This window comes from Glycocaulis albus, assembly GCF_014639075.1.
GTDB classification, from domain to species: domain Bacteria; phylum Pseudomonadota; class Alphaproteobacteria; order Caulobacterales; family Maricaulaceae; genus Glycocaulis; species Glycocaulis albus.
Genome location: NZ_BMFS01000006.1, coordinates 1 through 13,791, shown reverse-complemented (window position 1 = coordinate 13,791; position 13,791 = coordinate 1). Strand labels below are relative to the sequence as shown.

Here is a 13,791-nt window from a genome sequence, read left to right as displayed (position 1 = left end):
TCGCGGATAAAGCGATTCAGGCGGCCCGCGCTGCGGCTGCGCGCCGCAGGAATACCGAGGCGCTCTCCTGCTGCCCCATCGCCGTCATCAGCCGGGCGACGACCGCAGCACGCTCCGTCAGATCGCCATCTCCGGGCGCACTGCGCATCTGGGCCAGCAGCATTTCCGAAGCCATGTCGAACCGCTGACTGATCCGGTCGAGCACACTGGCATGGGCGCCGCCGGCAGCCGCCCTGGGGGCGTCATCACGGGTCAGGCGCAGGAACGTGCAGAACATTTCCATGCGTGCAGCCGCAGCTTCCAGCGCCTCACCTGACAGCTTCAACCGCGCCGGCAATGCCTTGTGAGGATCGGGAACGGTCTTGTCGAGCTGGGCCAGGGCCGCGGCGTGGATCGCTTCCATCTGGGCCGAAGCGCGCTGGCGCAAGGCCATGATCTGGCGCCCCCAGCCACCATCCTTGCGGATGCCAATCTCGCGGCTCATCCCCACCGTGACGGTAGCAAACTGGGTCAGGGCAGCAGCCATCTCGTGAGCGGCCTCGCTGCTGGAGGGAATATCGGCAAACCCGCTGACATAATAGGCGGCGTCTTCCAGCAGGGCATCGCCGATCGTCGAAACGTCGGTGCGCGACAGCAGGAAGTCGTCATCGCGCCGTACGATCTTCTCAAACACGCGCAGTATGGCCCACGGGCGGGTCAGGCGGGCCATCACGAGATAGAGAAACCAGACCCCGGCATCCGGGTCGGTTTTGCACGCTTCGTCATACCGGTCGCGCAGGGTCTGGGACAATTCCTCGCCAAGCTCCGAAACGGTATCAGGAATACCGGTCATCGCAGCACGCAAGACAGGCGCGGCCCGCATGATGGTCGCCAGATCGCGCACCGCGCGAAAATCGCTAACCCCCAGGCGGTGGCGCAGCTGCTTGGTCGCACGCGGATCATCGCTCAGCTCATCAATCGCCGACAGGATGCGTTTCGATGTCTCGGCCCTCAGCGCATCCTCGGCCCGGTCATCTGGCGGCTGGAGCGGGTTTGCGCACCGCGCCTTCATGTCTGCGGTGATGTCTGGCGCAAGCGTTTCGTCCATCCAGTTCCAGACCGTGGCCAGCATGGCCGGCGGAATATGCGCCAGCGATGGCCGCGCAATAGCCGGATCCAGGCTGAGCGGCGCCAGGGGAGCGAAAAACCGTTCCCGTGCATAGACTTCCGGCTTGCGCGTGCAGGCATGGAGCAGATCGCCCATTGCCTCGTCACCGGCGCGTGCTGCCTCCACAATCTTGCCCGTCAACGCCGCAGGCAGCGCGCTCATGAGCGCACGCAGCTGGGCAATCTTGGCAGGTGTGAGCGTCGTCATCTAAACGGCCAGGATGGAAAATCCGGGGTCCAGCCTCACATTTTGCGGTTAATGGCGCGTTTCGCCTGTGCGGAGCACGCCCGGCAGGACAAGGCGGGCGCTCAAGCCCCCCAACGCGCTGACCTCCAGCGCCAGCGTGCCGCCATAGGCCTTTACCAGATCATTGACGATCGACAGGCCAAACCCTGTTCCCGGCGCCTGCTCGTCCAGCCTCACCCCGCGCCCCAGCACGCGTTCACGTGCCTCCGGGTCGAGCCCCTGCCCGTCATCGTCAACGCTCAACACGACCGTGCCATCCGCCGCGTTCCGCGCGGTGACCTGCACGCTGCCGGCAGCCCATTTGCAGGCATTGTCGACAAGATTGCCCACCATGTCTTCAAGGTCCTGGCGTTCACCGCGAAACACCGGATCACCCTCAACCTGCCAGTCCAGCGTGACATCACGACGCGCATAGATGCGGCGCAGCGTCCGGCCCAGATCCTCGATCACCTCGCCCACTGGCGTGCGTGCACCGATCGCCTTGGCATTCGCCGCAGCCCGGGCGCGCCGCAGATGATGCTCGACCTGACCCGTCATCATTTCACTCTGGCGTCGCACCAGCTCGCCCAGCCGCGTCTCGTCATTGCGTGCCTCGTTGGAGAGGACGGTGATGGGGGTTTTCAGCGCATGGGCAAGATTGCCGACATGGGTACGCGCGCGCTCGACCACTTCTCGCGAATGGTCGATCAGCGCATTGAGCTCCGTCGCTAGCGGCATCATTTCAGAGGGATACTCCCCGGAGATCCGGTGGGTCTCCCCGTCACGCACACGCGCCACGGCACGCCGTAATTTCAGAACCGGCGACAGGCCAACGCGGACCTGCACCACCACCCCGACGGCCAGCAGGATAGCGAAACCGGCCAGCAGCCCGGCCGCCGCAAGCCCGAACGCCCAGACACGCCGGTCCGAGGGGCGCCGGTCTTCGGCTGCAATGATGATGACCGGCTCTTCCAGCCCCGGCAGAACGACCGCCCGCGCCGACAGGCGCAAGGGTTCGCCATCGGGCCCGGCAGCATTACCCGATACCGGCTGGCCGTTCGCCGCAATCGCCGAGGCCCGCAGGCTGCTGGAAAGGATGATGGTCTCATCCCACAGCGACCGCGAACGCTCCAGCGGCTCGGCATCGGCCGGCGCATTGGAACGGCTCACCTGCCAGTACCGCCCGGAAAACACCTGTCCGAAACGCGGATCCAGAAGCTCGCGCGTCAGCACCACGCTGCCATCGGGCGTCGCTTCCAGCTGGATCAGCAGAAATTCGGCGATATTGGCCTGGCGGCTGTCGAGATCGGTCAGAACGGTCTGGCGGAACACGGCCGTCAGCGACACTGCGCCGACCGTCAGCAAGATCAGTCCCCAGCTCAGCGCGAGCAGGCTCAACCGCCTGAGCAGCGATCCGCGTTCGATCAGCGTGTCACTGCTATCGGAGCTCAACCGGCTTTGGCCCGCGTGTCGGCGCCCGGCGCCACAAGCCGGTAGCCCAGTCCGCGCACCGTCTCGATACGGTCAGTACCGATCTTCTTGCGCAGGCGGCCCACAAACACCTCGATCGTGTTGGAGTCACGGTCGAAATCCTGATCATAAATGTGCTCGACCAGTTCAGTCCTCGAGATCACGCGTTCACGGTGGTGGATCATGTAGGACAGGATGCGGAACTCGTGCGAGGTCAGCTTGACCAGCTGATCACCGACGAAGACGCGCGCGCCGCGCGTATCGACCGACAAATCGCCCATCTCGATGGTTGAGCTGGCATGACCCGCCGCGCGCCGTGTCAGCGCGCGCAGACGTGCCAGCAGCTCCTCCGGGTGGAAGGGCTTGGTCAGATAGTCGTCGGCGCCCGCATCAAAACCGGCCACCTTCTCGCTCCAGCGATCCCGCGCGGTCAGGATCAGCACCGGAAAATCCCGGCCCGCACTGCGCCAGCGCTCCAGCACGCTCACCCCGTCAAGGCGGGGCAAGCCAAGATCCAGCACGACCGCGTCATAAGGCTCTGTATCGCCCATGAACCAGCCTTCCTCACCGTCACCGGCCTCATCCACCGCATAGCCGGAATGGTCCAGCACGTCTTTCAGCTGGCGGCGCAGATCGGGATCGTCTTCAACTATCAGGGCGCGCATCAGACACACTCCGTTGAGCAGGAAACAAGCATTACATGACCCGGCCGGTGGCGGCATCGACGCGAACATCGATCCGGTGGCCTTCCTGGGTCAGGATCTTCACGATGTAATAGGCCGAGCCCGACCGCACGAGTTCGACATCGAGCACCTGCGCGCCAGGATAGCGGCGGCGCACATTGTCGATGGCGACGCGTGCAGGCACGACATTGCCTGACTGGCTCTGGCTACGGGCCTCATCAGCCGAATAGCGCGAGCGCGGGTCAAACGCCTGCGCTTCGCCTGACACGTCGGACGCGCGCGCATCGGCAGCCGCAAGGGCCGTCAGGCAGGTCAGGAGAAGGGCGTAGCGTTTCATCATGCCGACATGTTTCGCACCGGAGCGCTGAACCTCATCTGAACGAGCGTGTCATACTGCAGACATGCACGCCATGGGCCAAGCGTGAACATGTCAGCCCTTCAAACGCCGCCGCGGATCATATCCCGTCGGTGGCCGCCAGCTTTCGGCGAAATCTTCCAGTTCCGGGTCACCTGATGGCAGATCGATCATCAGGCGGACGAGCTGGTCGCCGCGCTGGCCGCCGGCTTTCGGCGCGCCGCGCCCTTTCAGGCGCAATACCGAACCCGAACTGGCACCCGCCGGGATACGCACCTCCACATCGCCATCGAGCGTCGGCGCGCGCACCTGCCCGCCCAGCACAGCCTCTTTCAGCGATATGGGCAGGTCGAGGCGTATGTCATCGCCCTCGCGGCGGAAATGCGGATGGGGTGCAATTTTTATCTCGACCAGCAGCGCGCCGGGCGGCCCGCCCGACAACGAGCCATGACCCTGCCCTTTGAGCCGCAGCACCTGCCCGTCGCTGACGCCCGCAGGAATGGTGACATCCAGCGCGCGGCCGCCGGGCAGCGACAGGCGCTTCTTGGCGCCCAGAACAGCGTCAGACAGGCTGATACGCACTTCGGTGCGCAGATCGGCGCCCTTTTCCGGCGCGGCCCGGCGGCGCTGCGTACCGGCGCTTTGCGCCGCGAACAGATCCGCAAAAATATCGCCCAGATCCTCAAATCGCCCTTGCGGCCCGCGCTGGCCCGGACCCGCACCGGGGCGGGAGCGGTAATGATACTGAGGCCGTTCCTGACCGGATGCATCCACTTCGCCCCGGTCAAACCGGGCGCGCTGTTCAGGATCGGACAGGAGCTTGAAGGCCTGCGTCACCTGCTTGAAGCGTTCCTCGGCAGCCTTGTCGCCGGGGCGCGCATCAGGGTGCAGCTCCTTGGCCAGCTTGCGGTAGGCCCTACGGATCTCGTCCGCCGGGGCACGCTCCGAAACGCCCAGAATCGCATACGGGTTCATCATGGTGCAGATGAGATAGCAGTGCTTTGACCGCTTGGCGATGTGGCGTGCAGCAGGGCTCAGGGCAAGGGTGGCGGAACCACACCCTCACCCCACCGCCCCGGCCCGGTACGCGCCGACACTTGCGCCACCCGCCAGGAGAGGCCGGAAGGTAGCTCGGCGGCCGTTTCCTCCGGAACCAGGATCGAAGGCAGCGTGCTTTCGCCTGCCCAGAGCAGCGCCCCGGCACCATCCCGGATTTCCACCCGGTAGAGCTCTTGCGTCTCACCCAGCACCACCTCGCCTACACCCCACGCATCGCCTTCAAGCCGCGTACGGCGTATCCAGCTCAAAGCGAGGTCATCGCCCTGCCAGACGGCTTTGAGATGTACCGGCGAGAGCGGGCGGTATTCCACCCCCTCATAGAGGGCTTCCACCTGCCGGGCCGACACGTCATCGAGGCTGCGTCCGGCCGGAACAGCGATCAGCGTCAACGGCGCACCCAGCGCGTTGGCATCAAGGGCAAGCACCGCGCCTGCCCCGTCCAGCACCACCACGCGCGCGCCTGACTGCGCCCCGCTGACCGGACTGCCGCCAAGACCACGGATCAGGTCACGCAATCTCCATTGTGACGGCGCGATCAGCTCGGCGCTCGCAAACTGGATGATTTCCCACCCGTCCGGGCCTTCCACCGCCAGCTGATTGACGCCCGAGAGAGCCGATAGCGGGACTACGCTCTCCATACTGCCATCAAACAGGGTGATATCGAGCACACTTGCCCGGTCCCACCGGCCTTCAAACCCCGGCGCAAGGTCAGCGGTCAGCCGGCCAAGGCTCGCAGGCTGCTCCAGGTCGAGAGCCGGCACCGCAGACGACGCATCCGTCCCTGCATACAGCGTCAGCGGCCCAGGCCATGGCGCCGCAAACGCGGCAATCCATAGTCCGCCGCGCTCCGCCGTTTCGCCCGGCAGGACGGGCAGATCGAGCGCTACCAGCACAGGGCGCGATGGCGGTGCCAGGTCCGCCATGCGCGATGCAGGCTGTGTCCCGGACAGAACGGGCTTGCGCGCGCTGGCCGGTCTCAGCCCGGCCTGGCGCGATGCAATGCCTTCAAGGCTTGTCACCATTAGCGGCGTATCCATACCGGTTTCACCGGTGAGCATGAGCGTGTCACCGGCCTCGACAGCCAGCAGCGAGGGCGGCAGTGTCAGATCAACGCTCAGCGCGCCTGCCTCATCGGCCTGCAACGCCCCTTGCGCCCAGCCCTGTGCCTGCGCCGGATCGGCCAGAATGCGCAGGCCCAGCTCGGCCACGCCCTCAACGGCAGCATCCAGCCCGCGCGCCGACGCCATGGCCGGGCTGTAGGCTTCATCATCGGCGATATGGGCAATGCGCACCTCGCGCACCCGCCCTGCCGCTGCTTCGTGGGTTGTGACGAGCGGCGAGGCATCGCCCGCCCGCACGCAACTACTGGCATCAAGGCTTGTGACCGCCAATGCCGAACGCGGCAGGGCGGCCACGCCATCGGCACGATCCACGATATCGAAGCCATAGAGCGCGCCGAGCCGGGTCAGCACATCGCGCGCCCGCTCCCCGCCTTCAATGACCAGTCCGGCGACCAGCCCGTCGAGCCGGGTAGCGTCAATCGCCTCCAGACCCGCTCGCGCAGCAACATCACTTACGATGTGCGCAAGGCTGGCCTGTCCGGCCCGCCCTGTCAGCCAGTGGCCAAGCTGCCAGTTCGTCCCGTCATCCCACACGGTGTTGAGGGCAGGAAACTCCGGGAAGGGCCGCGCATCCCACGTCCAGGCATGACTTAAGCCGAGATCAATCATCGACCCGCCATAGACGGACGAGACCGGGTTATTGGCACCCTGCCAATAGCCCATCAGCGCCTCGATATAGCGCCGCTGGATCACATCATCGCGCGTGCCGCGCGAAAAGTAGGGCGCGAAGCTCTCCGAGCTTTTCGGATCGATAAACACATTGGGCTGGTTTGCGCCCTTGTCGACGGCCGGGCAGCCATATTCGATGAAGGCGAAGGGCTTGGATTGCGGCACCCACGCCGTCGGCTCGGACAGGCGTGTCCCGGATGCATCACGCTCGTAATGCGCCTCGCTCCACCAGCTGCGCAAATCCTTGTAACGCCAGACCCATGGCTCGTCCTGACCATCGGTGATGGGCGTGCGGGTCTGGCTCTCCCGATCAGCGGGGCTGGCATAATACCAGTCAAACCCCTCCCCGCCTTCAACTTGCGAGGCCAGATATTCCGGATCATGGATGGACGGGAAACCGGCCTGCGCATCCAGATGGCCTGCGCCCTCGCGCCAGTCAGCCAGCGGGATGTACCAGTCGAGGCCAATAAAATCGATATTGGCGTCCGCCCACAGCGGATCGAGATGGAAGCGGCGCTCCCCCCCGCCCGGCGCATGGCCCCAGTATTCCGACCAGTCCGCCGCGTAGGACAACTTGCACCCTGCCCCCAGCAGCGCGCGCACCTCACCTGCCAGCGCCCGCAGGTGCGCCGTCGCCGGATAGACGCCGGACGCCGAGCGGATGGTGGTGAGGCCGCGCATCTCCGATCCGATCAGGAATGCATCCACCCCGCCCGCTGCTGCGGCCAGCGCGGCATGGTGCAGGATGAAGCGGGAAAACCGCCATTCATCCGGCCCGGAATAATGCACCTGCCCGGATGAGGTGCTGAAATGGGATGCGCTGACGGTGCCGAAAAAGCTCGCGGCCTGCGCGGCGGCGGCAGAGCTGGCATCCACGCTGTCCGGCTGGCCGGGTGCGGGATGGCAGGTAATGCGCCCGCGCCAGGGAAACACTGCCTGCTCCGCCCCGCCATACGGGTCTGGCAAGCCATTGCCTTGCGGCACATCCATCAGGATGAAGGGGTAGAGTACCACCCTGTAGCCACGGGCTTTGAGAAGCTGGATGGCTTCGATGACGCTCCGGTCAGAGGGCGTGCCGCCATAGACCGGCTTCTCCGGCCCCCCGCTGATCAGGTGCGCGCCATCGCGGTTCACGCCGCCAGCCTGCCAGGCATGGGGCCGGGTGATCTTGTCAAAAGACTCAATGCCGGGGCGGATCTGGCACTCCCCGCAGCGCAGATCGGTGCCGATCCAGGCGGTTACCAGCGCCACCGAACGGCATTCGGGCAGGCGCATGGCCAGATCATCCAGCGCGGCCTCGATATTGGTATCGGCACGCAGCACGTGGACGTTTTCGCTCGCATCGCGCCCATCGGCGATCTCCCGCATGACGGGTTCGGCGGCATAGGCAAACTCGCCCGATGCCGGAATTAGGCACACGCCTTCGATCAGGCTTTCCAGCGATCCGGCCATCGGCGCATCACCGCCGCCCAGCACCTCGAAACTCAATTGCGGGATGCGCAGGCCAAAATCGTCAAGCGGCAGATCCTCGAACACCACATAGGCAAGGCCCTTGTAGGCTGGCGCGGCGTCTGCTCCCTCGATCATCGCGATCAGCGGATCGGGTTGCTGGTCTTCGCCGCCCGTATGCACCCGCATGGTGATGCGGCCGGTGTCCAGAGGCGCGCCATTGGCCCAGACCCGCCCGACACCGGCAATCGGCCCCTCGCACAGGGCAACGGCAAAGCTGACCGAATAGTTGTATCTGCTCGTGGACGCGCTCGTGCCCTTGCCGGAACGCTGCTCCTTCACCCGCGTCTCGCGAAACCGCGACGCCCAGATCACCTGCCCGGCAAGGCGCATGCGGCCATAGACGCGCGGCACAGGACTGCCCTCAGTGGAGGTCTGGATATCCAGCCCGTCAGTGCGCGCCGGTTCACGTCCGCCACCGGAAAACAGGCGCGCAACGCCTTGGGCGGCAAGCGTGCGCAGCGCACCGGCGGCAAGGCGCGCACCGGCGGCAAAGGCCATCTGGGCCATGGGAGATGTCCTTGTTTGGGAGAAAAATCAGTCAGAGGAGGGAAAGGCCGCCACGGCGCTGATACGCCTCATCCAGAAGCCGTCCAGCGGCGTTTCGGCCACCGCCCGGCCCTGCCAGGCGTGAATAATGGTCTGCGGGCTGGAAAGGATCGCGCAATGGCGCGACGGTCCGCCGGAGCGGATACGGAACAGCAGTACATCGCCGGGCAGGCGCTGTGCGATTTCGCAGGCAATGAAATGCCGGTTCAGCGCCGCCAGCAGCGTGTCTTCACCCGAACGCTCCGCCCAGTCCGGGCTATAGGCGGGCAAGGCTTCGGGCTCCGGGCCAAGCACGGCCCGCCACACCCCGCGTACAAGGCCGAGGCAGTCAGCTCCTGCCCCTTTGCAGCTGGCCTGATGGCGATAGGGCGTGCCGGTCCAGCTTCGCGCCTCGGCGATGATGGCGGCGCGGTTGGCGCTCACCGGCGGCCCCCATCACGCACCGCTTCAGACCCGGCATGGCGGATCAGCACATCATTGCCGGGAATATGCGGACAGCCCCGGAACCGGGCGAAATTGGCAAACTTCGTCCGGCAGGTTTCCGCCCGGCCATCGCATCCTGCAATGATCTGGAACGTGTCGCCTGGCGCCAATGGAAAGGCGGGCGCGCCGGCCAGAGCGATCTGCACCGCGCCGCCGCGCAGCTCATGGGTTTCGACCCGCGCCGCCGCGCCCGCATTCGCGCCCGTCAGCCAGACCAGCCTGCCATGGGCGAACCAGCCGGGCTGATACGTGTCCAAGCCTTCTGCGGCAAATCTGGCCGTGCTGGCCATTTCCGCCACGCTGCCCTCGCCCGTGAAGGCAGACGCAGACACGTCCACGCCGCAGCGCGCATCGCCCAGCTCCGCATCGCAAGCCTTTGAGAACACGCGGCCAATGCGCCGGTTCAGGCGCGCGGAAAGCCCTGCCAGCTCGACCTCGAAGCCAGCGCCAGACCGGCGTATCTCGCCAATCTCGCCAGTGAAGACGCGCACGCGGGTTTCCGGCGCTGCCCAGTCCACCCGCCACACCTCCACGCGCGCGCCGTCATAAAGCCCTTTGGCGATGTCGGCGGCACTGATCCGGTCTGAACTGACCGCTCCGAAGGCCGCGCCGCGCGCCGGACTGCCCGCCTCGCTGCGAATGGCACCGGGGACAAGCCCGCTGGCCGGTTCGCACGCCACGCCGTCAATCTCCAGCACGCCGTCATGGTCGGTAAAACCAAGGCGCTCACCATCGCCGCGCGTAATCAGCCAGCACCAGGCAAGCTGCGTCACGCCGCTACTGAGCGCGGCCTGCATGGCAGGAGGAAGGGAGAGCATGGAAGCCTCATTCAATTCGAAAAAATTTCGTCATTCCAGAAAGCGCAAAGCGCTTATCTGGAACCCAGCGCTCTAACAAAAAGACTGGGTTCCGGCTTTCGCCGGAATGACGAGGGGGGGGTGAAGAACTGGTCGTCCGACTTTCAACCGGGTCCCCGGCCCCCGAGCCGGGGTCCATGTTCAGCCATTGAGCTTTTCCATGGGTCCCCCGTCGGGGCGGGGGACCCCGGTGGAGAGGTTCCGGCGATAACGTTTTCGACCGGTGAGCGCGGATGCGTGGAGCATCACTAACAGAGTCGCACCTCAACCAGAGGCACACTCAAAACCGCCCCGGACCGGAACGCGTCGAGCGCGATTTCCAGCCTGTCGGTGTCAAAGCGCACCGGCACATCAAAGCGGAAACCGGCACTGACACCCGCGCCATCGGGCGCAGCCTCGTCCAGCACGATGTCCGCGCCATCAAGCGTGAAGCCTGCCGCCGCGCCATTGACCGCGACCTGCACACTGCCCGAGGCCGGCAGGGTAATCGGGCGCACATAGGCTCCCTCCCCCTCACCATAGCGTTTGATGAGCGGGAAACGGGTGCGCTCCCCGTCACCGAGACCCAGGAGCTGGTCGCTGGCGCTCACCTGCGCGGAGGGCAGGCACGAGGCATGGTCTGCCGGATCGCGGAAACGAAAGGCATGCAGCCGCCCGCGCCGGGCCTCGAAAAACGCTGTCAGCAGAGCCAGATCATCCGCCGAGCGCACGCCCGGCCCGGCATCCCAGCGGCGGCGCGAATGCGCCCACGGGCTGTTGCGCTCCTCATGGCCGCTGGCGAGCTCGACAATCTCGGTGAAGCGCTCCGGCCCGCCGCGAGCGCCCAGCCCGACGCTTAAAGGGAAGAGGACATCGTGGAACGCGCTCATAGCCGTTCACTCCCGGCGCGGACCGCGCGCGCCAGGCTCGCCGCGATCTGGCTTTCGCTGCGCCGCACGGCGCTGGCCGTGTCGCCGCTCGCCTGAATGGAGATGTTGATGACAGGCGCCGCCCCGGTTTGCGTGACCGCGCCATTGGCCATGGGCGTGAACACTTCCGGCCCTCGCTCACCCACCAGATAGCTCTGGCCTGCCAGTACCGGCCCGCCCTCGGCGCGCTGGCCGGTTATCCCGGCGATCTGCTGGCCCAGCGGATTGATGATGAGGCGGTCGAGCGCGAGGCGCGCCAGCGATTGCAGCACCTCCTCCACCATGGTGTGGATGGAGAATGAACCGGAGCGCGCCGCGCGCTCCATGGCGCGCGCAATATCATCGCCGGTGCGCTCGAACGCGCGCGAGACCGACATCGCGGCCTCTTCTGCCTCGCGCGCCGCGCTGGTTAGCGATCCTGCATCAAAGCGGTCATCGTTGGGCATGGTTCATGCCTTTCATGGGTTGAAATTCAGTCGGGGAAGCGCGCGGCCAGCGCTTTCAATGCCGCTGGATCGGGCAGATCCGAACCGGCGGCGAAGGGCCGGGTCAGCGCGCGCCATTCGGCAAGCGACAGCGCCCAGAACTGGTGCGGTGTCAGGCCGAGGCGCAGAGTTGCAAAACCGAGCCAGCCTGCCCAGTGCGCACTCATCGTGCCGCTGCCTCGAATGTGCGGGCGATGGCTCTGGCAGCTTCAGCGGGCGTGATGGAGAGCGTGCGCGCATCCACCGGATTACCGCCTGCACGCAGGAGGATAGAGAGCAGGTCCAGCATGCCGCTGGCATTGAGAGTGGCGAGCTTCGGGCCGATCTCGCTCATATCACCCGCGCCGGTCAGCGCCTCGATCTCGGCGAGCGCCCCCAGCGTCAGGCAGAGCACATGGCGTTTCCCGCCCGCCTCCAGCAACGTTTCGCCGCGCTGCGGGTTCACCATGGCTAGAGCGCCTCAAAGGAAAGAGCGCCCGCCGAGGCCAGCGACATCGAAAACGTCGCCTCGCCATCATGGCGGCCGGCATATTCCAGCGCGCTGATAGCGAACGGGCCTTCAATGATCCCGAAGCCTGGAATGACAAGCTGGAAATTCGGCGTCGCGCCCGCGAAGAAGGCCTGCCTTATAGCATTATCGCCCTCGCCGGAGAGGAAAATGCCGGTGCCGGTGACAGCGGCGGTTTTCACGCCTGCGCCTGCAATCAGCTCGCGCCACTGGCCGGGGCTGCCCGAATGGGTGGCGTCAATCGTGCGGGCATTGAGGCTCAGCGCTTTCGCGCGCAGCCCCGCCACGCTGGTAAAGCTCTCCTCACTCGCGCCATTGCCGAGCTTGATGAGCATGTCCCGTCCTGCCTGGGCGGTCATGGGCGTTACTCCTTTTTTGGGTTGAAAATCAGACCGTCTGAACCAGCGCCCTGATCCGCACCAGACCGTGCACGGCGCGTTCATCCGCGCCCTCGAAATGGTCGGTGTAGACGCATCGGCAGAGAACGAGGCGGTAGCCATCAGGCAGGGTAAACTGCGCATTGTGCAGCGCGGCTGCCACAGCGCCGGTGATAGCTTTCACCTCGGCGAAGTCATGGCGGCGCGTCCAGACATGAAGGGTCAGGCGATGCTCGCTAAAGGTGGTGTCATCGCCATCTACCGGACGGCTCTCGGCGCGGCCCAGCGCGATATAGGGGAAGGCTGCGCCTGCCGGTGCGCGGTCATGAATGCGCGGCGGATCACCCAGGAGAGCCTGCACGCCCGCATCGGCGGCGAGATGCGCCAGAATGCCCGCCTGCAGGGCCATGTCCGCGCTCATAACCGCACCTGCCGGAAGGGCCGTAAGAGACTCTCCACCGTTTCGGGCAGGCGCGCCGGACCGCGTGCCGTGGCGAGCGCCGGTTCACTGGCCGCATATCCTTCGGCCGCCAGACGCAATACCGCCTCGATCAGGGCGGGCGGCACATTGCTGGCGGTCTCGCCATAGCCTGCGGTGAAATCGATCTCGATGCCCGCGGCCAGCCGTCCGGGTCTCGGAAAGGCAAAGGGCGCGCGCGCGATCAGCCGTCCGGGATCAGCGCTCGTGTCGACGCGGTATTCCTCCGTATCCCACAGCGCCGCCTCGCCCGAACGGTCAAAGGTGCGCACGGCCTCCACGCTGACGGCAGGGGCGACCGCCAGCGCGAAGGCCGAGCCACAGCCCGACAGCCGGCGGACATGCCAGCTATCGAGTGTCTCGCGGAAACTGCGGATGATAAGCGCCCGGCCCGTCTCGGCCTCCACGCGCGCGGTGGCCGTATTGACGAGCGCAGCTATCGCCGCGTCTTCGCCGGCATGGCCGACACGCAGCCACACCTTGGCTTCAGACAGGCTGACCGGCGCCGCGGGGCTTTCCCCTAGCGTTTGAAGTCCCATGGGATGTGTTCCTTGGCATGTTGTGGGGGGCGCTATCGAAAATTCTGCAGATAGGCTGCGAACCCTCCGCCGGGGTCCCGGCCCCCGCCTGTCCCCGCGCAGGCGGGGAAGCCGGGATCCACGGAAAACCACGAGGCTTGGAAATATGGACCCCGGGTCAAGCCCGGGGCCCCGGTTGAAAGGCAATCGCCAGCCGTGTTCAGGCCGCTTTGCGGCCTGCAAGCGCGACTGCCTGCCCCCGAGCAGGCGGGGGTTCGCGGAACATCGCAGCCCGAATGGGCTGCGGGGCTAAAAAGCCGCCCTAGGACACAGACTCATAATTTCTGAGCCATATCTGGATAGCGGCGAGTTTGACGAGGGCAAGGTAGT

Annotated in this window: 15 protein-coding genes; all 15 read right to left on the bottom strand. The window is 66.0% G+C overall.

Going from position 1 to position 13,791, the window contains the following annotated elements:
* Positions 1 to 16: 16 nt before the first annotated feature.
* The 15 genes from IEV75_RS07505 to IEV75_RS07435 all read right to left on the bottom strand — a co-directional run bounded on the left by IEV75_RS07505 (position 17) and on the right by IEV75_RS07435 (position 13,422).
* Positions 17 to 1,354: a type II toxin-antitoxin system RelE family toxin gene (locus IEV75_RS07505; RefSeq protein ID WP_188451947.1), complete on the bottom strand. Its 1,338-nt coding sequence runs from the start codon at positions 1,352 to 1,354 to the stop codon at positions 17 to 19.
* A 48-nt stretch (positions 1,355 to 1,402) separates the two neighbouring features.
* Positions 1,403 to 2,824 (bottom strand): sensor histidine kinase, encoded by a 1,422-nt coding sequence (locus tag IEV75_RS07500; protein WP_217979010.1) that lies wholly within the window; start codon positions 2,822 to 2,824, stop codon positions 1,403 to 1,405.
* Positions 2,821 to 3,507 (bottom strand): response regulator transcription factor, encoded by a 687-nt coding sequence (locus IEV75_RS07495; RefSeq protein ID WP_188451946.1) that lies wholly within the window; start codon positions 3,505 to 3,507, stop codon positions 2,821 to 2,823. Before IEV75_RS07495 ends, IEV75_RS07500 begins: the two co-directional genes overlap by 4 nt.
* A 31-nt stretch (positions 3,508 to 3,538) precedes the next feature.
* Complete coding sequence (locus IEV75_RS07490; protein ID WP_188451945.1) at positions 3,539 to 3,865, bottom strand: PepSY domain-containing protein; 327 nt, start codon at positions 3,863 to 3,865, stop codon at positions 3,539 to 3,541.
* 90 nt (positions 3,866 to 3,955) lie between these two features.
* Complete coding sequence (locus IEV75_RS07485; RefSeq protein ID WP_188451944.1) at positions 3,956 to 4,858, bottom strand: DnaJ C-terminal domain-containing protein; 903 nt, start codon at positions 4,856 to 4,858, stop codon at positions 3,956 to 3,958.
* A 56-nt stretch (positions 4,859 to 4,914) separates the two neighbouring features.
* The gene (locus IEV75_RS07480) at positions 4,915 to 8,748 is read right to left on the bottom strand and encodes a baseplate multidomain protein megatron (RefSeq protein WP_188451943.1); all 3,834 of its coding nucleotides are present in this window, start codon (positions 8,746 to 8,748) and stop codon (positions 4,915 to 4,917) included.
* Positions 8,749 to 8,775: 27 nt separating this feature from the next.
* A complete protein-coding gene (locus IEV75_RS07475) occupies positions 8,776 to 9,210 on the bottom strand; it encodes an NlpC/P60 family protein (protein WP_188451942.1) in 435 nt (144 codons plus the stop codon).
* Positions 9,207 to 10,088, bottom strand: coding sequence for a phage/gene transfer agent baseplate hub protein (locus IEV75_RS07470; RefSeq protein ID WP_188451941.1), 882 nt, complete (start codon positions 10,086 to 10,088; stop codon positions 9,207 to 9,209). The genes IEV75_RS07475 and IEV75_RS07470 overlap by 4 nt, the downstream gene beginning before the upstream one ends.
* A 287-nt stretch (positions 10,089 to 10,375) precedes the next feature.
* Positions 10,376 to 10,996 carry a DUF2460 domain-containing protein gene (locus IEV75_RS07465; RefSeq protein ID WP_188451940.1) on the bottom strand — a complete coding sequence of 207 codons (621 nt, stop codon included), beginning with the start codon at positions 10,994 to 10,996 and terminating at the stop codon, positions 10,376 to 10,378.
* Positions 10,993 to 11,481, bottom strand: coding sequence for a phage tail tape measure C-terminal domain-containing protein (locus IEV75_RS07460; protein WP_188451939.1), 489 nt, complete (start codon positions 11,479 to 11,481; stop codon positions 10,993 to 10,995). The genes IEV75_RS07465 and IEV75_RS07460 overlap by 4 nt, the downstream gene beginning before the upstream one ends.
* Before the next feature lie 26 nt (positions 11,482 to 11,507).
* Positions 11,508 to 11,687: a phage tail assembly chaperone gene (locus tag IEV75_RS07455; RefSeq protein ID WP_188451938.1), complete on the bottom strand. Its 180-nt coding sequence runs from the start codon at positions 11,685 to 11,687 to the stop codon at positions 11,508 to 11,510.
* Positions 11,684 to 11,968 carry a GTA-gp10 family protein gene (locus IEV75_RS07450; RefSeq protein ID WP_188451937.1) on the bottom strand — a complete coding sequence of 95 codons (285 nt, stop codon included), beginning with the start codon at positions 11,966 to 11,968 and terminating at the stop codon, positions 11,684 to 11,686. The genes IEV75_RS07455 and IEV75_RS07450 overlap by 4 nt, the downstream gene beginning before the upstream one ends.
* Positions 11,969 to 11,970: 2 nt before the next feature.
* Positions 11,971 to 12,387, bottom strand: a complete 417-nt coding sequence (locus IEV75_RS07445; protein WP_188451936.1) for a phage major tail protein, TP901-1 family — start codon at positions 12,385 to 12,387, stop codon at positions 11,971 to 11,973.
* Between the two features lie 28 nt (positions 12,388 to 12,415).
* On the bottom strand, positions 12,416 to 12,826 hold the full coding sequence (locus IEV75_RS07440) for a DUF3168 domain-containing protein (RefSeq protein WP_188451935.1): 411 nt from the start codon (positions 12,824 to 12,826) through the stop codon (positions 12,416 to 12,418).
* A complete protein-coding gene (locus IEV75_RS07435; protein ID WP_188451934.1) occupies positions 12,823 to 13,422 on the bottom strand; it encodes a head-tail connector protein in 600 nt (199 codons plus the stop codon). Before IEV75_RS07435 ends, IEV75_RS07440 begins: the two co-directional genes overlap by 4 nt.
* Positions 13,423 to 13,791 lie beyond the last annotated feature (369 nt).